We start from the raw sequence: 16,485 nt of genomic DNA on the forward strand, positions 1-16,485 counted from the left end.
TTCTGCCTCTATCCCTTTATGACAGGGGCTTAGGCGAAAAAGGTTGCTCGAAGCGCAATCACGTCTGGGCGGGAAAAGGGCTGAAATGGACACGCGGGGGCATAACAACAAGAATGTTCCGCTGGCAGTCGATCTGGACGGGACGCTGGTTTCGACTGATCTGCTGTGGGAGGGCATTTTTCTTCTTTTGAAGAAGAACATCCTGTTTTTGTTCATGCTTCCGGTCTGGTTGTTTTCGGGTAAGGCCTATTTCAAGCGACAGGTGGCCGAGCGCGTGATGCTGGATGCATCACGACTTCCGTATCGAACTGATTTTCTAGAGTTTTTGCGCCGCGAACATGCGTCAGGAAGAACCTTGGTGCTGGCAACAGCGGCGGCAGAACCGATGGCCAGGGCCGTGGCGGCTGAGGTCGGGATTTTCAACGCGATCTACTCGACATCCGGCACGACCAATCTTTCGGCAGAGCGCAAGGCTGCTCTGCTTGTCGAGCACTATGGACGGCAGGGTTTCGATTATGCCGGAAATGATCGTGACGACTTGCCGGTTTTCGATGTGGCCCGACGGGCGATTGTTGTCGCGCCGGATCGCGCAGCCGCTCAATTCCAGCAACGGACCGGATGCGAGATATTCAGTGACGAGAAACCGGCTCTCAGAACCTATCTTCGTATGCTGCGGGTTCATCAGTGGCTGAAAAACCTGCTTGTCTTTGTGCCGGCCATTCTGGCGCATGACATAATGAAGCCTGACGTATTTATCGCCTCTTGTCTGGCGTTCGTGGCCTTTTCTGCCACAGCGTCTGCGATCTATATCGTCAATGATATTGCCGATCTTCCGTTGGATCGCAGGCATGCGCGGAAAAATCAGCGCCCTTTCGCCCGAGGACAAATATCCATTCCTTTTGGCTTAAGCATTGCAGCTTTGTTGTTGCTTCTGGCGACTTTCATCTGCTTCTTTCTCCCGCCCGCCTTCACGCTCGCAATTGTCGCCTATCTGGTTTTCACGACTGCCTATACTTTTGCGTTGAAGCGCATGTTGTTGGGGGATGTGATTTGCCTAGCGGGGCTTTACAGCCTGCGGCTTTTGGGAGGGGCGGCGGCTTCCTATATTCCGCCGTCATTCTGGCTGATGGCTTTCGCTATGTTCTTTTTTCTGTCGCTGGCGCTGGTGAAGCGTTATGTCGAGTTGCAGGGAGCGACAATGACAGAAAAAGACCGGATCGCAGGGCGAGGCTATCGCCCCGAAGATCGCGACATTGTCGGACAATGTGGGGTCGCGGCTGCGTTTACCGCAGCGCTGGTTCTGGCGCTTTATATCAATAGCGATGCCGTCAAGACGCTCTACACCTATCCTTGGCTGATTTGGCCGCTCGGTCCGATTGTACTCTATATCAATGTGCGTGTGTGGATATTGGCGCATCGTGGCGACATGGACGACGATCCGGTCCTCTTTATTGCCCGGGATTGGCGCAGTCAGGTCGTCATAGCGTTTGGCGCGGTGCTGCTTCTTGTGGCCGGGATGCGCTGATGGAACAATCTTTTGACAGTTTCGGGCGCATTGACCGACGAAGGCGACGCTATCTTCCGTCGGAAGAGCTGGAGACTGATTTCACACAAGTCTTGTCCGGTGATGCGAGCTTGCTGCCGTTCGGAAATGGTCGCTCCTACGGCGATAGCTGTCATAATGATGCGGGCTTCCTTGTGCCCACACGGTCGCGGAATAAGATACTGCACTTCGATCCGAATGCTGGCCTGCTGACTGCTGAGAGCGGCGTATTTCTGAGTGAAATCATCGCCCATGCTGCTCCGCACGGTTACTTTCTGCCTGTCACGCCCGGCACGCAGTTTGTAACGCTCGGCGGAGCCGTTGCCAATGACGTGCACGGCAAGAACCATCACCGGCAGGGGACTTTTGGATGTCATGTTGAGGCGCTGGACTTGCTTCGCTCGGACGGCATTCATTACAAGTGTTCCGATACCGAAAATACCGGCTTGTTCCGGGCCACAATCGGCGGAATGGGTCTGACCGGATTAATACTTCGCGCGACGATTCAGCTCATGCGGGTGGGGGGCATCGACGTCGAAGAGAAAGTTCAGCCCTTCGCTAATCTTGATGCATATTTCGATATGGCCGAGGTGGCGGATCATGAAAATGAATATGCTGTTGCCTGGGTTGACCAGCTCTCCAACGGTCGGGGTCTGCTGATGGTTGGTAATCATGTCGCCACGCCAAGTAGTTCCATTTCGACTGCCGGACGGTTGGGCGTACCGTTTGAATTGCCTTGCTCTTTGTTGAATAGGGCCAGCCTTTCGCTTTTCAATGCGGCCTATTTCCGGCGCAACAATCGACCGAAGACGGCGCGTAGAGTGCCGTATCAAAACTTCTTTTATCCACTTGATGGTATCCGCAACTGGAACAGGCTTTATGGGCCGGCGGGGCTATACCAGCATCAAAGCGTTATCCCGTTCGATACAGCCCCAAAGATCATTCCTGCGATGCTTGAAACAAGCCGCGTTGCGGGCCAGGTCTCGTTTTTGACCGTACTCAAGCGCTTCGGCTCGGTTAACTCTCCTGGTCTCATGTCATTTCCGAAGCCGGGATATACACTGACGATGGACTTCCCCAACCGTGGCGACAGGACGCTCGAGTTGCTGCTCCTGCTGGACCAAATGGCTATAGAAGCCGGGGGGCGGGTCAATCCATATAAGGACCATAGGATGAGTGCGGAGGTGTTTGCCGCAGGCTATCCACACTGGCGCGACTTCGAGGTTTTTCGCGACAAGGCTTTCAACTCCAATTTCTGGCGCCGCACGGCAATGACGCTCGGAGCAACTGGTTAGGAAGTGCGATGAAATATATTCCCTTCATCCTGTTTACAGTCATGACGAACGCCGCCGCGCAGTTGATGCTGAAATATGGCATGCTGACGCTTGGACCGATCAGCTTTTCAGCCGAAACATTGATCCAACGTATATTCCAGATTGTCTTCAATCCCTGGATTTTTGCCGGTCTGCTGACCTTCGTGATCTCAATGGCCTCGCATCTTTACGTGCTGTCGAAAGTAGATCTTTCGTTTGCCTATCCGTTCCTCAGTCTTGCCTATGTCGCGGTCGCTCTATTTGCCTGGCTTTTGTTCAAGGAGGAACTGGGTGCCTATAAGATTGCCGGCATTGCGTTCATCTGTATCGGGACAGTGCTGATCGCGCAAAGCGGCAAGTCGTCCGAACCCGAGACAGAGACAAATATAAATCAGCAGACGCTTAGTTAAACGGGGCGGCATGATGAGACATATAATCTTCGGTGGCGATGGATTTGTCGGACGTTATCTCGTTCCAAAGCTCCTTGCCGACGGTCATGAGGTCATTGTCGCGGATATCGTGAAAAGCGATCTGCCGCACTATGCTGACGCCGCTTACATTACAACCGATGTGACCGACCCTGAAGCGATCCTTAGGCTGGGCATCCATGCAGACGACATAGTCTATAATCTGTCTGCCAAGATGCTCTCGCCAATTCAGCTCCGGGCGCGGCGTCACGATTTCTTCTTTCCCGTAAATTATTACGGTACAGAGAACATAATCAAGGCGATGGATGCGGCGGACGCCAACAACCTCGTCCATTTCACCACCGATATGGTTTACGGACATACCTATGTCTGGCCGCAGAAAGAAGATCACCCATGCAAGCCGCTTGGCGAGTACGGACTCTCCAAACTGAAAACCGAAGAGCTCGCCGTTGAATGGCGCGAGCGGGGCATGAACATTTCCCTGTTTCGTCCTCGCCTTATTATCGGTCCGGGCCGCCTCGGTATTCTGGAAAAACTGTTCAAGCTGATTGATCACAATCTACCAGTACCGATGATCGGGGCAGGCAGGAATCCCTATCAGTTTATTTCGGTGTTCGACTGCGCGGAGGCGGCGCGGGCAGCTTTCAAGGCGGGCGTTCCCAATGAGGTCTATAATCTCGGTTCGCTCAATCCTCCTCCCGTCCGTAAACTGCTTGGCGGTCTGATCAGCCATGCAAGATCAAAATCTATTCTATTGCCAACGCCAGCCTGGGCGGTGAAACGCGCGCTGGACCTGCTCGACTGGATGAACATGCCGATCATGGACCCGGAGCAATATCTGATTGCTGATGAAATGTGTGTCCTGGACGTCTCAAAAGGCGAGCGCGAACTTGGCTGGATACCGCAATATCGTGATGAGGACATGCTGATCGCGGCTTATAATGAATATCGCAAGAAAGTCGGTGCCACGTCTTCGGGTGTCCGGGCTTCTGAAATGGCATAAGGGCAGAAATGAAAAAGACGAATACAACGCCAAAGCCGAAGCTATTGACCGTCGCCGAGGCAAAAGCGCTTGATCTGCCACGGATGACAGAGCTGTTTACGGCCCACCTCAATCCAGGCCAGCTTCATTTCATGAAGCTGCTCGGCTTTCACAAGGTGAAAATCGAGCGTGCTGAAGGCATGTATTATTACGACCAGAATGGGCGATCGATACTCGATTTCTTCGGTGGGTTCGGATCGCTGGCTTTCGGGCATAATCACCCGCGTATTCTCGGAGCACGGCGCCAATTCCAGGACGAGATGCGCCACGAGATCGCAATTGCGTTCATGTCTCAATATGCGACTGCTCTCGCTTATGACATTGCGGCCTGTTCGCCAGGTGACCTCGATATGGTGTTTCTGGGCTCTTCCGGCTCGGAAGCCATGGAAGCGGCGATCAAGGTGGCGGAACGCGCCGCCGGTTCGAAAAAGCCCAAGATCGTCTATGCGGAAAATTCGTTTCACGGTAAGACCAAGGGGGTTTTGTCTGTCACGGATGGCGGGCTATATCGTAGCGAGTTCAAGCTGGTCGATAACACGGTACGGGTTCCCTTCGGCGATATAGCAGCCGTTGAAAATGCGTTTCGTTCTGCCCCTGAAATCGGGGTGATCGTGCTTGAAACAGTGCAGGGTGGCGGAGGCATCATTCAGGCTGGCGCGGAGTTCTGGCAGAAATTGCGCAGCCTTTGCGACCAGTATGGTGTGATTTGGGTAGCCGACGAAGTGCAATGTGGGCTGGGACGAACCGGAAAATTCTACGCTTTCGAGCATTATGGCGTCATACCAGACGTCACGGCCTTGGCGAAGTCGCTTGGCGGCGGAAAGACGGCGATGGCTGCTATGATCGCTCGCCGAGACATCTATATGAAGGCCTATGGCTCCCCAAAGACCGCGATGATCCATGCGATGGCAACATTTGGCGGGATTGGCGAGGCTTGCATCACGTCGATTGAAGCTTTGAACCTGCTTTACGACGAACATCTGATCGATAATGCAGCCGATGTGGGGGAATATCTTTTGGATCGGCTGCACGAATTGCAGAGCCGCTATCCTGCGCTTTTGAAAGACGTGCGCGGGAAGGGGATGATGGTGGGGCTGGAGTTCCACGATTTCTCGCAGACAATGCCGGTCGTGCTGCGACCTGTCTTAGCGATGCTTGATGAGAAGCTGAAAGGTTCGCTTCCTGGCTTTATCGGTAGCCATCTGCTGCGCGACCATGGAGTTTTGGTCGCATTTACCGAGTATAATCGAAACGTGATCCGCCTTGAGCCGCCGCTGATTTGTGGGCGCGAGCACGTGGACGCGTTCGTAAAGGCGCTGGATGAGGTGCTTTCACGCGGCATCGTCCGAATCGTGCGGGATTTCGTCAAAGCTCAGATGAAATGATCCAATTCTGATTACGGGATTAAGCCGGGGCGAAGCAGCAAGTCCCAACAGGGGTTCAAAGTAACGACAATATGACCCTGTAGCGCTTCGGCATATATTTTCTGCAAGGCAAGGCGATTGGTGGTCGTCGGGCATTTCGGGCGCAATATGCCGTCGGTTGCTGCCACAGCGGCTTTTGCTTCCTCGGATAACGCCGGGACTGTACGAAAAGGGTCGGCACCGATCTGGATATGCCGTGTCGCATCGCGATCCAGTATCCATGCGAACGGATTGACGAAGTCGAGTGACATGATGCTCTGTAGGCGGACATGATTGCTGGTCTCGAAGGCTTTCAGGTCTTTCACCATCTGATTTGCAGAGACGAGCCAGTAGACCTGGAAATCGATTTCTGAATAAAGCTGCCAGCTAGATAGCTGGCCTTGTGCCGCCAACCTTTCATACGTTGCCTGATTCTCAGCATAATGAGTTTCGAAAAGCGTCGCTCGTTGCAGGAATTCGGGTCGGGTCAGCACCTGCCCAAGATTCTTCAATTCCGGTAAGGACGGTTGCACATAAGTCGGCGCGACGGCAAAGGCGCGCAAGCTACGGTGCACAATCTTGGTGAATGTCGGGATGACACACAAGGCAGCGAGCACGACGAAGGCGATCCTGAGCGGCTCGGGACTAGCGTTCATGCGTTGAAAGATCATAAGCAGGATCGGCCAAAGGAATATGAATTCCTGGCTTCCCGTGTTCTGTGTTTCAAGAATGATGCCACCCATAAGCCCAATGGCGAGCCAAAAGGAGGCCCGGTCGAAAAGCCAATCCTGTTGACCAGACTGGCGGCGTTCACTCCAGAAAAGGGCCAAGGCAAGGATCGCTGCGGGCAAGATGACGTCCAGCTTCAACGATATAACGGTCAGGAACCGCGGTAATAGGGCTTCTTCATTGAGTGTGACCAAAGTGGTGATGTCGCGAATATATGCGCTAACAATCCCATTGTGCAGTTCAAGGGCAAGCAGACCAGCGATGGTAACTGTGGTCGCGAGCAGTACATCACGAAGCGAGAGCCGTCCGGCGAGCAGTGCCACAAATCCAAACAGCCCGCCTGCAAGAAAGCCAGTCACCTTCATGAAAAAAAGGGCAAGCATCACCGCTGCACAAAAGAGCGCGAGCTTTACGCCCTTCTGCATAAACACCAGTCCGCACATAAGCACGTAGAGCAGAAGTGATGTATGGCGATTATAGATGCCAAACCCATCCAGCCCGGGATACGGATAAAAGCTTTGTGTATTTGCCGGAAAGATTGCGAAAGCCAGAAATGGAACAAGGATAAGAAAGCCGATCTTCCGATTATGGGTGGCGAGGTTTGTCAGTAACCATGCCATTAGCGGGGCTGTAACGGCTAATGCTGACCATTGAACGAGCAGAAGCGGTTGTGCTTGCAGGAACAGGCTGTATCCCCAAGTAAAAAGATAATAGCCAAGCGGCCCAACAGGTGTGGAAAAATCTACCCCGGGGACCTGGCCCATTCCTATCCGCTGAGCCGCGTCGAAATAGATATAGCTGTCCCAATACATGGGCCCGATGGGGGCATTGAGCCTGAATGATAGCAATGCGATCAGCAGAACGAGAACAAGACCCAACCAGAATACAGGCGCGCATAGCAGCGACGTTCTGGCCGATTTCAACGTTGTGCTGAAGAACATGGAAACCTGCCCCCTCGTACATTATGCGCAGAAGTTACCCGCTTACCCTTAAAATTACTAAAATAGTCACAGGGCTGCCAGAGCAGGCGCGAATTTGAGTAGAGAGTTTTAGAAAAGAGAACGCCCACTGCACTGGGAGGAGAAGTGTGCAGTGGGCGAATCTATAAAGCGCGATTGGGAGGAGGAGTATCGCGCTTTGGGTTCGGTTTTTGGGAGGAGGAGTAAAACCGAACAAGCCGAAAATAGGAATAAGGGTCGCTGCTTACAAGGGGCGGCGTTGCAATGCAGATATGCATTTTCCGGGCAGCTAAAAAAGAAACCGCCCCGCTGCGGTCTGGCGCGCTGGGGCGGTACTCCCTCCTCCAAGTGAAAGGAACAATAACCGTGCTTATGGAGAAAGCAACCCCCTAACAAAACTCTTTAATTTTCAGAAATTACTGAAACTAATGTAGAGTTATTGGATGATGCTCAGTCATGCTCGTTCGGGTCAAGTTCATTCTTATCCGACTGGGTTCTGAATTGCCTTGATCCTTATTAATGATAGTCCAGTTAGTACAGATGCGGGAAAGCTCGTCAAGTTGAAGTGGCAATACTGGCTGGTACTGTTCATCGCGTTTCCACGTTTGAACACAGATTGTCTATTTATCTTCGTCGAAGGCTTGAGTGGATTTCCTCACCTTCTCGATTGGGGTTTCCGGGGATGCCGCATTAGCGCGTACACTCGCCGCGAGGCAGTCTTCATCTGGGTCTGCTGTAAGCGCATATCAGCAATGCAAGCTTGTTGATTGAGTAGGTCGGGCAGGCGGGTTATTAAAAACGGGTCCGGTTCAATCCTCCTCCCATGAGCCGGACCTAAAGCGCGATATTCCTCCTCCCAAGCGTTGTGGGCTTTTCTATAATTACCTCACGCAATTTTTCAGGCTGGAACGTATTGTTAGTTCCAGAATCGGAGCGGGCGTTCCATTTTTCTTGTGCGTGCACTCCTGAGAGCTCGCCCGCCTCGCGCCCCTAAGCCCCCCGCCCAAACGCGAGGCGGTTCCTTTCAGTGGAATCTTCTTCAACATTTACATTCCAGTGCTTTCGTCAGCGATTATCCCTCTGAGCGAGGCTCTAGTGGATGAGGAAAGAAAGCGATGGGAACGATCGCAGTTGCCCGGCTGGATTGTACTCATTTGCTGCGTAGGCTAGATCTGGTGATCGCTTATGAGAAGGTTCTCACTGCGTTTATTATTAATCGAGTTCTTGGCGCCGTTCTGATAATACCAAAACAAGATGCAGTTCATCTACAAATTTTTTATGATTACAATAATACTTATTTGAAATAAATTGGTGATATTTGTATAATTCTCCGACTATGGTAAGTTTTTAGAATTTTCTTCTAAGTAAATTTATATCACAAAAATGTAATACGTTACGTAGCGTCATATTTGATCGGAATTTAATTTTACACTCTGCGTGCCGTATCCTGTGGATGGTGGAGAAATAACAATATTCAATCCGACAATCCGTTTAATATCTAGAATAAGATGAGTCGTATCAGCCCAGAAAGTCGATGTCGATTTTCGTAAATCATTATGCGTGGGATCAACAGTTTAGAATGTTCTTTTTGCATCGATAAGGAGGCATGGCGCTCTAATACCCTGGTGGTAGTCATGTTTTGATCATCAAAAGAGCTGATGGCTTCACCCGTTGAAACCCTTGGGTTCCAGACGTTAACCATCTGTTAACCATTGCGCATATAAACCGGATAAACCGTTTTTTAACCAAGATGAATCAAGTGCTAACACAGTCTCGTCCAATCCGCTTGAAAGGGAGGTCCTTTCTTGCGCTGGTACTCTCGCCTGAATTGCCGCTCGATGGCTGGCTCGACAAGCTGGACGATCTGGCTGCCCGTTCAGTGGGGTTCTTTCTGAATCGCCCGATCGTTCTCGATCTGGAAAATGTTTCGATTGAGCGTCCACAGTTGGTTCAGCTTTTAGAGGATTTGGTAAAACGCGGCGTCTGGATCACCGGCTTTGAAAATGCTCGCCCCTCTCTTCTGGGGCCGGGCATGCCGCCAGCAATGCGCGGCGGGCAGCCAGCAGCCGACTTTGACACGGAGATCAAGGAGCAGAAGCCGCAGGAACGTGCATCGGTGGCGCCCACATCGGTACAACTTGTTAAGGCCGTTCCTTCCATGGTCGTTACCGAGCCTGTTCGGTCAGGCCAATCAGTCTATTTTCCAGACGGCGATGTAACGATTGTTGGTTCTGTCGCATCTGGCGCGGAAGTTGTGGCCGGTGGCTCCATACATGTCTATGGCGCGTTGCGCGGTCGTGCGATGGCTGGAACGGCCGGAAACGCCGATGCGCGCATATTTTGCCGCAAGATGGAAGCAGAGCTTGTTGCTATCGATGGTCTCTACAAGACGGCCGAAGATATGGAGAGCCGATTGCGCGGACAGGCAGTCCAGCTCTGGCTCGACGGCGACTACATGATGGCAGAGACACTTAGCTAGCATTCTCGAAGAGCTGAGAAGCTTCATGGGAAGCAAGGTTCAATCGGATTTAAGACACTTTGGAGTGTCGTAAAAGAAAAGCAGAGCATTTCATATCCCGGATAACGAATGCTCTGGAGGCGCGCGGGAGATACAGGAGACAAATATGGCAAAAGTGATTGTTGTAACTTCCGGTAAGGGTGGCGTTGGCAAAACGACATCGACCGCTGCAATCGGAGCTGCGCTGGCACAGCGCGGCGAAAAGACTGTCGTTATCGACTTCGACGTCGGTCTGCGTAACCTTGATCTCGTTATGGGAGCGGAACGCCGCGTCGTATTCGATCTGGTCAATGTCATTCAGGGCGATGCAAAGCTTCCGCAAGCTTTGATCCGCGACAAACGCCTTGAAACTTTGTATCTGCTGCCGGCCTCCCAGACGCGTGACAAGGATAACCTCACGACTGATGGTGTTGACCGCGTCATGGAAGATTTGAAGAAAGAGTTCGACTGGATCATTTGCGACAGCCCTGCAGGGATTGAACGTGGGGCCACGCTCGCCATGCGCCATGCGGATATGGCTGTGGTCGTCACGAATCCTGAGGTATCTTCGGTGCGCGATTCCGACCGCATCATCGGTTTGCTGGATGCCAAGACGCTCAAGGCCGAGCGCGGTGAGCGCGTGGAAAAGCATCTCCTTCTGACCCGTTATGACCCGGTGCGCGCCGAGCGCGGCGATATGTTGAAGGTTGATGACGTTCTTGAAATACTGTCCATTCCGCTTCTGGGTATCATTCCAGAAAGCCAGGACGTTCTGCGGGCATCCAATATTGGTTCGCCCGTAACACTTGCCGATCAGCGCAGTGCACCTGCACTGGCTTATCTCGACGCAGCCCGCCGCCTTGCCGGTGAAGAAGTGCCGATGACTGTTCCATCCGAAAAGCGCGGCCTTCTGGGTAAACTTTTCGGAAGGAGAGCGGCATGAGCCTGTTTCGTTTCTTCAGCAAACCTGCTTCCGCGCCGCAAGCGCGCGAACGGTTGCAGGTTCTGCTTGCCCATGAACGGGCATCACACGAACATTCCGATCTTGTTGCGATATTGCGGGAAGAAATTCTCGCCGTTATCGCCAAGCATATCCAGATTGATCGCGACAAGGTCAGCGTGAAAATGGATCGCGGTGATCAGATGTCGACACTTGAAGTCGACATTGAACTTCCGTTGAAAGCGAAGGTGCGGGCGGCCTGATTAACACCAAATTTGCGGATAGCCAGAAAAGATGGAGGGAAAAAACCATGAACCGCGGTGCACTTCTCACCAGATTGAAGGAGCTTCAGGAGCTTCCAAAGTTTCAGAAGCGGGATATCTGTACCATAAGCGCTTTCTTGCAGCTTGAGGCGCTGGCAGAGCATGTCAGGGTCTGTGAAGAGGCTGCAGGCGTTGCACAAACCGGGCAGGATCATTGATCCTGCCTTTTCCTTGTAAGGTCCAGTTTTACGAGCCCCCCAAACCTGTGGCTTTGGCGGGTTGAACGTAGGCGGATGAAGGGTGCCGCGTTCACGGCACGGCAAAAAACATCTGCAAATAGCAGCCGAAAAAGGCAAGGGCGATCAGCGCCGCGATGAGAAACAGGAGCTTCATTCATCATGCATCGCTTAATCGCTGTTCACATTCAAGAAAACAGATGGTGATTGACAGGGAAAAGAAGAAAATCTTGCTCTAACCCATTGTTTGAATGTGTTTTTCCAAAGTGCCAGGTTTACTCATTTGTTTGGAATGGGTGCCAGTTCTTGGCGTGCTATGCTCAAAACTGCCTGTGTCAGGCTTGCAAGCCTTTCGGCCGCAAGACGGTTGACCTGCCAGAATAAGGGAATATCCAGCGGGGTGTCCGGGATCAGTTCGGCCAGCTTGCCCGATCGCAAATGGTCGCCGACCAACTGCGTGGGATTCATCCCCCATCCCATGCCTGATAGGCTCGCATCGACGAAAGCCTGTGTCGAGGGAATCCAATGTGTCGGGCATGCGATGTCGGTTCTGAGAGCTGCGCGCACCCACTGGTCCTGTAATCTGTCCTTCTGGTTGAATGTCAGAGCCGGAGCCTTGGCCATAGCATCGTGGGTAATTCCGCGGGGAAAATGGCGAGCCATGAAGTCTGGCGATGCAGTCGCGCGATATTGGAGAACGCCAAGCGGGGTCAGACGGCAGCCCTGAACCGGTTTGGATAGGGAGGTGACTGCAGCAATCACGCGTCCCCGCCTCAGCCATTCGGCAGTATGGTCTTGATCGTCGACCGCAATGTTGAAGAGATATTCCGACGTCGCACTGAAATGCGAGATCGCTTTTAGAAATCATGTGCCCAGACTATCGGCATTGGTCGCTATATGAAGCGTTACGCGCTGTGCAGTATTTTCGCTGCTGGACAGTCCGGGCAATTCCGCCAGAAGCTCACGCTCAAGCATGCCTACCTGTTCGATATGACGGCATAGCCAGTCACCTTTTTCAGTGGCGGTGCAAGGAGAGCCGCGCTCAATGAGTATGGCACCAAGCCGCTCTTCGAGATGTTTGACCCGTTGCGAGATTGCCGACGGAGTCACGTTCAATGCGCGTGCGGCTTTCTCAAAGCTACCTGTCTGAACCACCATCGCAACCGCTCTTAAGGCGGAATAGTCTATCATTAGATCTCCTAAATCAAGATTATGATATTTAATTATTCTAACTATACAATCTCCGGTATCCAAGTGTCAGCTAATCCTAAAACGGCGATTGTTTATGAATCCTTCAGTCTACCTGACCGGCCTCACCATGGGCCTTACCCTCATTGTCGCCATTGGTGCGCAGAACGCTTTCGTGTTGCGGCAAGGGCTGCGCGATGAACACGTGTTCGCAGTAAGCCTTGCCTGTGCCATCTCAGATGCCATTTTGATCCTGATTGGTGTCACAAGTTTCCAGAAAATTGCCGCTATCATGCCCGCGCTTGATCCGATCATGCGATATAGTGGGGCTGCTTTTTTGATCTGGTACGGTGCGCGCAATCTCTATTCCGCTTTCACTTCGTCGGCGGTCCTCGCCACCACAAACGGCACGTCCGTGAGCCTCACCAAGACGCTAGCAACCTGTCTGGCCCTGACATGGCTCAATCCTCATGTTTATCTGGATACTGTCGTGCTGCTCGGGACGATTTCTACACAGTTTCCTGGTTTGGAAACGTCATTTGCTGCGGGAGCTATCACTGCATCCTTTCTGTTTTTCTTTTCGCTTGGCTATGGCGCCCGCTGGCTGCGCCCGATTTTCGCTCGCCCGTCCTCATGGCGTATTCTTGAAGGAGCCATAGCCGCTACGATGTGGTTAATTGCGCTGAAGCTGGTGATTGGCCTGTAACGATTTCAGGAAAGCCACAACCCAAACATGATACCTAGAGCAGTTCCCATTTTGAGTGTATTATTGAGAACCCTCTATTGCTTTGTTTCTGCGTGTTTTCATCCCAAGCCCTGCCTTCACTTTTGGGAATAGTGCTTGAGAGGCCGCTGGCCTCCAATTCCTAAAACGAGGGGATTTCTTCGTACATGAAAAGATCAGGGCGGTCCCCGGATAATGCGGCAGGTTGGCTTGCCCGGGTGGGCGAGATCGTCAAAGTTGTTCACGCCGCGGCTGACGACACCGGCTGAAGGGCGGTTGTAGATAGGCGTCAAGCGGTTTTGGGGAGTGGAGAAAGAACGACGGGATAATAGCGTTAAACCATCCCGACTTGAAAGCAGTCGATCCGGCTCTGTCCCCGCGCGGATCAGGGAGCTCTATGATGGACGACGGAAAGAAAACAGCGAAGAACAATATCGACCTGTCATGCAATAGATTGGTTCCCCTTCAACGGAGCCTGTTGGAGGAGGCTGCACGGGAGATTTCGATTGTCATCGATGGTCAGCGGCAGGAGACCACGGTAGGCAGGGTTGTTCTGCGCAAGATGCTGCAGACAGCCGCGAGCGGCTCACCGCACGCGCTCGGTCATGCGATGCGGTCGATCATTGTCGCCGAGCAGTTGCAGCAGGCAGAAGTCGAGAAGGATCTGGAGTTCGCGCGTCGCTACAAAAAGATGCAGGAAGAGCTTCTGGCGCAGGCCATCAAGGAAGGGCCAGCGTTGCCGACGTCCTACCTCTCCTGGATGATATCGTGATCGTAGATGTGATGATTGAAAACCTCTTGCCGGATCAGGTTCGAAATGCCTACAGCGATGTAGGTGGCTTCGTTGCTCCAGCAAATCTTAATAGTTGGAAAGCAGGAGCAATGAAAAGTACCGTACATTGATGCGGATTCGGTCCGCAGTTTGCTTTTCCGTCGGTTGGGGAAGCGGCCTGCGCGCTATGTATTTGCATCAAGGAGGGCGCGAGGTTTCGTGGCAGATTAGATGGGCCAGCGGTAGCTGCTGCATTATTAGGGGAATCGGTTCTTTAAACGGATCTGCGGAATCTGCCACCGCCGCTACCCGTAGTCTCTTTCTATCGGTCAGTTGCCTCTAAATTTAATGTAAGTAAAATTAAACGAATTAAAAAGATATCTATTAGTAAATAATGATATTGAAAGTAGGATATTTTTGTAATTGACAATTAAAATCTGAAAAATATTGTATATTCACGGATCGGTTAGCTGTTTCGCGTTGACTGAGGTTTGTGGTTTCGAAAAAACCTTGGCTTAAGGGTACGGCATTTCTGTGTACTGGGCTAGTTTGTGAGGAGCCAGCCTCAGTTTTTTGAACGGGCAATCCGATTCTGGCGTTGGAGGCCCTATGGTTGAGCTGATTGGTATCGCCAGCGTAGAAAAGAGCGCTGTCGGCCTTTTTATCCTGATTGCCGACAATAGTTATACTTCCGGGACTGAGGTAGCAGGCGGTACACTGCAGCGTGGCGATGGCCATAGAGTGATGCCGCCTGGCAGTTGTAGCTCGCTTTATGGTGTTGCCGAGCTCAAGCAGTCGCGGACTTGGGCTGAGATGGTGAACCGTAACCAATAGCCAACTACGCTCGGGGGGAGCTTTATCCAGGGGCGTTCGGATAATTGACAAGCAAAATTGCCTTTAGGATCGAAAACTCCACCGGCAGGTAGCCCCCTATATCCACCAGTCATTTGAAAGGACCTGAAAATGAATGATATTGAACATCTCCACCAACTGATCCTCAATCTAGCTGCGCGCCTGCAGGCGACAGAAGCCATCGCCAATGCCGCTATTGCTCTTGCCTGCACACAGGATGACAAAAAGAGTGTGCTGCGAGACAAGTTCCTGAAAGAAACTTTTCCGATGCTCTTGAAGAACGCCGCCGACGCACCGTCCCAGGCGACGAAGCCGGAGCTCGACGAATGGCTGCGTCAGCGAGAACAGGACTTCCTCAATGCTGACCTTCTGAAGATCACGACCCAGATCGAGCAACTGCGTGGTCAGGCAAAATCCACCGTCAACTGAGCTATGCATACGGGGAGGATGGCTGTTTTATGAGTGAATGCACTCAGCCTCCGGTATCCGTATAAGAAGCTGAACGTGAATGTTCTGGCGCGTATGACGGGCACTGGACAGTTGATGCTGTCACAGCAGCTCAAACATATGCGTGAATATAGTCTTGTCTTCATTCGGCGGGAGCGGCGAGATGGCGTCTGGCCAGCGATACCGGCGTATCCCGCCAACGAGGCCGGTGGAAGGGCCGGGTGGAGTTTTGCTTCACCCGGCCTTTGCCTGGACGGTTTCCCACTGCACTTTGCAGGTGCAATCCTCTTGGCTGACTGCGAATACGGCACCAACGCTCTGGGAGACCTTGCGAAAGAAAAATCGTCGACCTTCTACGCGTGACCTTCCTATCTAATTCAGTTAAAGTTTTAAACCAATAAAAGAGGATAGAATTCAGCTTAAATGGCCCCTAACGAGAACGCATTTTCATTAAATCATATTGATCTGAATTTGCTCCGCACATTCGATGCGCTGATGCAGGAACGGAGTGTTTCGAAAGCAGCAGAACGCATCGGTCGAACGCAATCCGCAACGAGCCATTCACTTTCCAGATTGCGCCTTATTTTCAAGGATGAGCTGTTCTCCCGCGAGTCAGGAGTAATGGAGCCAACACCTCGCGCAAAAGAGCTGGCTGCAGTTCTGACCCCAGCATTGGCAGATATTCGCCAAGTCGTTGACAGACATTTGAATTTTGAGCCCGCAAGCACCTTCAGAAACTTTCGGATAGGTCTTGCGGATTCCACGGCAGTTACCGTCCTTCCAAGTCTCATCAAGAATTTCTCACTCCAGGCGCCCAATGCCACGCTCAACGTTTTGCACACCAGGGAAGCTGAAGTTCTTGACTTGCTTAAGACCAAGCAGATCGAATGTGCGGTGCTCGGTAACGTATCAATCAAGAGCGAGCAGATCACGACGGTTCAACTTTCGACGCACAAGATGATATGTGCTGGCTGGAAGGGAAACAGCTTGTTGGACGACCTTACTGTCCGTCGTCGAATGATTTGAGACTATTTGTGCTTTTGAAGATTGGAGTTTCCGGCTCGGTTTAGGGGTTGATTTAAGCCGCTTTGGCCTGGTGGTTCAAGCGGCGTTTTTTGATCGTGTCTCGTTTGATCCTTTCGCGTTCGA

The 16,485-nt window shown here is 52.2% G+C and carries 18 protein-coding genes and 1 pseudogene; 16 read left to right on the forward strand and 3 right to left on the reverse strand.

Annotated features, from left to right (window positions below; all coding sequences use genetic code 11):
- Positions 1-85 precede the first annotated feature (85 nt).
- The 5 genes from FJQ48_RS11720 to FJQ48_RS11740 are packed head-to-tail and all read left to right on the forward strand — an operon-like array spanning position 86 to position 5,711.
- Positions 86-1,525 (forward strand): UbiA family prenyltransferase, encoded by a 1,440-nt coding sequence (locus FJQ48_RS11720; protein ID WP_139975293.1) that lies wholly within the window; start codon positions 86-88, stop codon positions 1,523-1,525.
- A complete protein-coding gene (locus FJQ48_RS11725; protein WP_139975294.1) occupies positions 1,525-2,838 on the forward strand; it encodes an FAD-binding oxidoreductase in 1,314 nt (437 codons plus the stop codon). The genes FJQ48_RS11720 and FJQ48_RS11725 overlap by 1 nt, the downstream gene beginning before the upstream one ends.
- Before the next feature lie 8 nt (positions 2,839-2,846).
- Entirely contained in the window at positions 2,847-3,266 is a 420-nt protein-coding gene (locus tag FJQ48_RS11730; RefSeq protein ID WP_139975295.1) for an EamA family transporter, read from the forward strand.
- A gap of 13 nt (positions 3,267-3,279) precedes the next feature.
- Positions 3,280-4,287, forward strand: a complete 1,008-nt coding sequence (locus FJQ48_RS11735; protein WP_139975311.1) for an NAD(P)-dependent oxidoreductase — start codon at positions 3,280-3,282, stop codon at positions 4,285-4,287.
- A gap of 8 nt (positions 4,288-4,295) precedes the next feature.
- On the forward strand, positions 4,296-5,711 hold the full coding sequence (locus FJQ48_RS11740) for an aspartate aminotransferase family protein (protein ID WP_139975296.1): 1,416 nt from the start codon (positions 4,296-4,298) through the stop codon (positions 5,709-5,711).
- An 11-nt stretch (positions 5,712-5,722) separates the two neighbouring features.
- Here FJQ48_RS11740 and FJQ48_RS11745 read toward each other — a convergent pair whose 3' ends face one another.
- Positions 5,723-7,399, reverse strand: a complete 1,677-nt coding sequence (locus FJQ48_RS11745; RefSeq protein ID WP_139975297.1) for a hypothetical protein — start codon at positions 7,397-7,399, stop codon at positions 5,723-5,725.
- 1,133 nt (positions 7,400-8,532) lie between these two features.
- Here FJQ48_RS11745 and FJQ48_RS11755 point away from each other — a divergent pair.
- From FJQ48_RS11755 to FJQ48_RS22385, 5 genes are all read left to right on the forward strand, one after another.
- Entirely contained in the window at positions 8,533-8,724 is a 192-nt protein-coding gene (locus tag FJQ48_RS11755; protein ID WP_139975298.1) for a hypothetical protein, read from the forward strand.
- A 443-nt stretch (positions 8,725-9,167) separates the two neighbouring features.
- Entirely contained in the window at positions 9,168-9,896 is a 729-nt protein-coding gene (gene minC, locus FJQ48_RS11760; RefSeq protein ID WP_139975299.1) for a septum site-determining protein MinC, read from the forward strand.
- Between the two features lie 145 nt (positions 9,897-10,041).
- The gene (minD, locus tag FJQ48_RS11765; RefSeq protein ID WP_010660936.1) at positions 10,042-10,857 is read left to right on the forward strand and encodes a septum site-determining protein MinD; all 816 of its coding nucleotides are present in this window, start codon (positions 10,042-10,044) and stop codon (positions 10,855-10,857) included.
- Complete coding sequence (minE, locus tag FJQ48_RS11770) at positions 10,854-11,117, forward strand: cell division topological specificity factor MinE (protein ID WP_139975300.1); 264 nt, start codon at positions 10,854-10,856, stop codon at positions 11,115-11,117. Before minD ends, minE begins: the two co-directional genes overlap by 4 nt.
- Positions 11,118-11,164: 47 nt before the next feature.
- Positions 11,165-11,335: a hypothetical protein gene (locus FJQ48_RS22385; protein WP_010660937.1), complete on the forward strand. Its 171-nt coding sequence runs from the start codon at positions 11,165-11,167 to the stop codon at positions 11,333-11,335.
- Positions 11,336-11,632: 297 nt separating this feature from the next.
- On the opposite strand, the pseudogene FJQ48_RS11775 reads toward FJQ48_RS22385, so the two are convergent.
- Positions 11,633-12,544, reverse strand: a pseudogene (locus tag FJQ48_RS11775) (LysR family transcriptional regulator ArgP).
- 94 nt (positions 12,545-12,638) lie between these two features.
- Here FJQ48_RS11775 and FJQ48_RS11780 point away from each other — a divergent pair.
- The 3 genes from FJQ48_RS11780 (at position 12,639) to FJQ48_RS22850 (ending at position 14,168) form a co-directional block, all read left to right on the forward strand.
- Entirely contained in the window at positions 12,639-13,247 is a 609-nt protein-coding gene (locus FJQ48_RS11780; RefSeq protein ID WP_139975301.1) for a LysE/ArgO family amino acid transporter, read from the forward strand.
- Between the two features lie 415 nt (positions 13,248-13,662).
- Positions 13,663-14,037, forward strand: a complete 375-nt coding sequence (locus FJQ48_RS11785; protein WP_139975302.1) for a hypothetical protein — start codon at positions 13,663-13,665, stop codon at positions 14,035-14,037.
- Complete coding sequence (locus tag FJQ48_RS22850) at positions 14,034-14,168, forward strand: hypothetical protein (protein ID WP_282183546.1); 135 nt, start codon at positions 14,034-14,036, stop codon at positions 14,166-14,168. The genes FJQ48_RS11785 and FJQ48_RS22850 overlap by 4 nt, the downstream gene beginning before the upstream one ends.
- Positions 14,169-14,421: 253 nt before the next feature.
- On the opposite strand, the gene FJQ48_RS11790 is transcribed toward FJQ48_RS22850, so the two are convergent.
- Positions 14,422-14,775 (reverse strand): hypothetical protein, encoded by a 354-nt coding sequence (locus tag FJQ48_RS11790; RefSeq protein WP_139975303.1) that lies wholly within the window; start codon positions 14,773-14,775, stop codon positions 14,422-14,424.
- Between the two features lie 225 nt (positions 14,776-15,000).
- On the opposite strand from FJQ48_RS11790, the gene FJQ48_RS11795 reads away from it, so the two are divergent.
- The 3 genes from FJQ48_RS11795 to FJQ48_RS11805 are packed head-to-tail and all read left to right on the forward strand — an operon-like array spanning position 15,001 to position 16,362.
- The gene (locus tag FJQ48_RS11795; RefSeq protein WP_139975304.1) at positions 15,001-15,318 is read left to right on the forward strand and encodes a hypothetical protein; all 318 of its coding nucleotides are present in this window, start codon (positions 15,001-15,003) and stop codon (positions 15,316-15,318) included.
- A gap of 33 nt (positions 15,319-15,351) precedes the next feature.
- Entirely contained in the window at positions 15,352-15,699 is a 348-nt protein-coding gene (locus FJQ48_RS11800; protein WP_139975305.1) for a hypothetical protein, read from the forward strand.
- Positions 15,700-15,759: 60 nt separating this feature from the next.
- The gene (locus tag FJQ48_RS11805; RefSeq protein ID WP_247870360.1) at positions 15,760-16,362 is read left to right on the forward strand and encodes a LysR family transcriptional regulator; all 603 of its coding nucleotides are present in this window, start codon (positions 15,760-15,762) and stop codon (positions 16,360-16,362) included.
- Positions 16,363-16,485: the final 123 nt, after the last annotated feature.

Source organism: Ochrobactrum sp. CGA5, assembly GCF_006345815.1.
Classification (GTDB): domain Bacteria; phylum Pseudomonadota; class Alphaproteobacteria; order Rhizobiales; family Rhizobiaceae; genus Brucella.

Excerpts from the sequence above, each read along its gene's own strand:
- FJQ48_RS11720 (WP_139975293.1), top strand. The coding sequence starts at position 86 with ATGGACACGCGGGGGCATAACAACAAGAATGTTCCGCTGGCAGTCGAT.
- FJQ48_RS11725 (WP_139975294.1), top strand. The coding sequence starts at position 1,525 with ATGGAACAATCTTTTGACAGTTTCGGGCGCATTGACCGACGAAGGCGA.
- FJQ48_RS11730 (WP_139975295.1), top strand. The coding sequence starts at position 2,847 with ATGAAATATATTCCCTTCATCCTGTTTACAGTCATGACGAACGCCGCC.
- FJQ48_RS11735 (WP_139975311.1), top strand. The coding sequence starts at position 3,280 with ATGAGACATATAATCTTCGGTGGCGATGGATTTGTCGGACGTTATCTC.
- FJQ48_RS11740 (WP_139975296.1), top strand. The coding sequence starts at position 4,296 with ATGAAAAAGACGAATACAACGCCAAAGCCGAAGCTATTGACCGTCGCC.
- FJQ48_RS11745 (WP_139975297.1), bottom strand. The coding sequence starts at position 7,399 with ATGTTCTTCAGCACAACGTTGAAATCGGCCAGAACGTCGCTGCTATGC.
- FJQ48_RS11755 (WP_139975298.1), top strand. The coding sequence starts at position 8,533 with ATGGGAACGATCGCAGTTGCCCGGCTGGATTGTACTCATTTGCTGCGT.
- minC (WP_139975299.1), top strand. The coding sequence starts at position 9,168 with ATGAATCAAGTGCTAACACAGTCTCGTCCAATCCGCTTGAAAGGGAGG.
- minD (WP_010660936.1), top strand. The coding sequence starts at position 10,042 with ATGGCAAAAGTGATTGTTGTAACTTCCGGTAAGGGTGGCGTTGGCAAA.
- minE (WP_139975300.1), top strand. The coding sequence starts at position 10,854 with ATGAGCCTGTTTCGTTTCTTCAGCAAACCTGCTTCCGCGCCGCAAGCG.
- FJQ48_RS22385 (WP_010660937.1), top strand. The coding sequence starts at position 11,165 with ATGAACCGCGGTGCACTTCTCACCAGATTGAAGGAGCTTCAGGAGCTT.
- FJQ48_RS11780 (WP_139975301.1), top strand. The coding sequence starts at position 12,639 with ATGAATCCTTCAGTCTACCTGACCGGCCTCACCATGGGCCTTACCCTC.
- FJQ48_RS11785 (WP_139975302.1), top strand. The coding sequence starts at position 13,663 with ATGATGGACGACGGAAAGAAAACAGCGAAGAACAATATCGACCTGTCA.
- FJQ48_RS11790 (WP_139975303.1), bottom strand. The coding sequence starts at position 14,775 with ATGGCCATCGCCACGCTGCAGTGTACCGCCTGCTACCTCAGTCCCGGA.
- FJQ48_RS11795 (WP_139975304.1), top strand. The coding sequence starts at position 15,001 with ATGAATGATATTGAACATCTCCACCAACTGATCCTCAATCTAGCTGCG.
- FJQ48_RS11805 (WP_247870360.1), top strand. The coding sequence starts at position 15,760 with ATGGCCCCTAACGAGAACGCATTTTCATTAAATCATATTGATCTGAAT.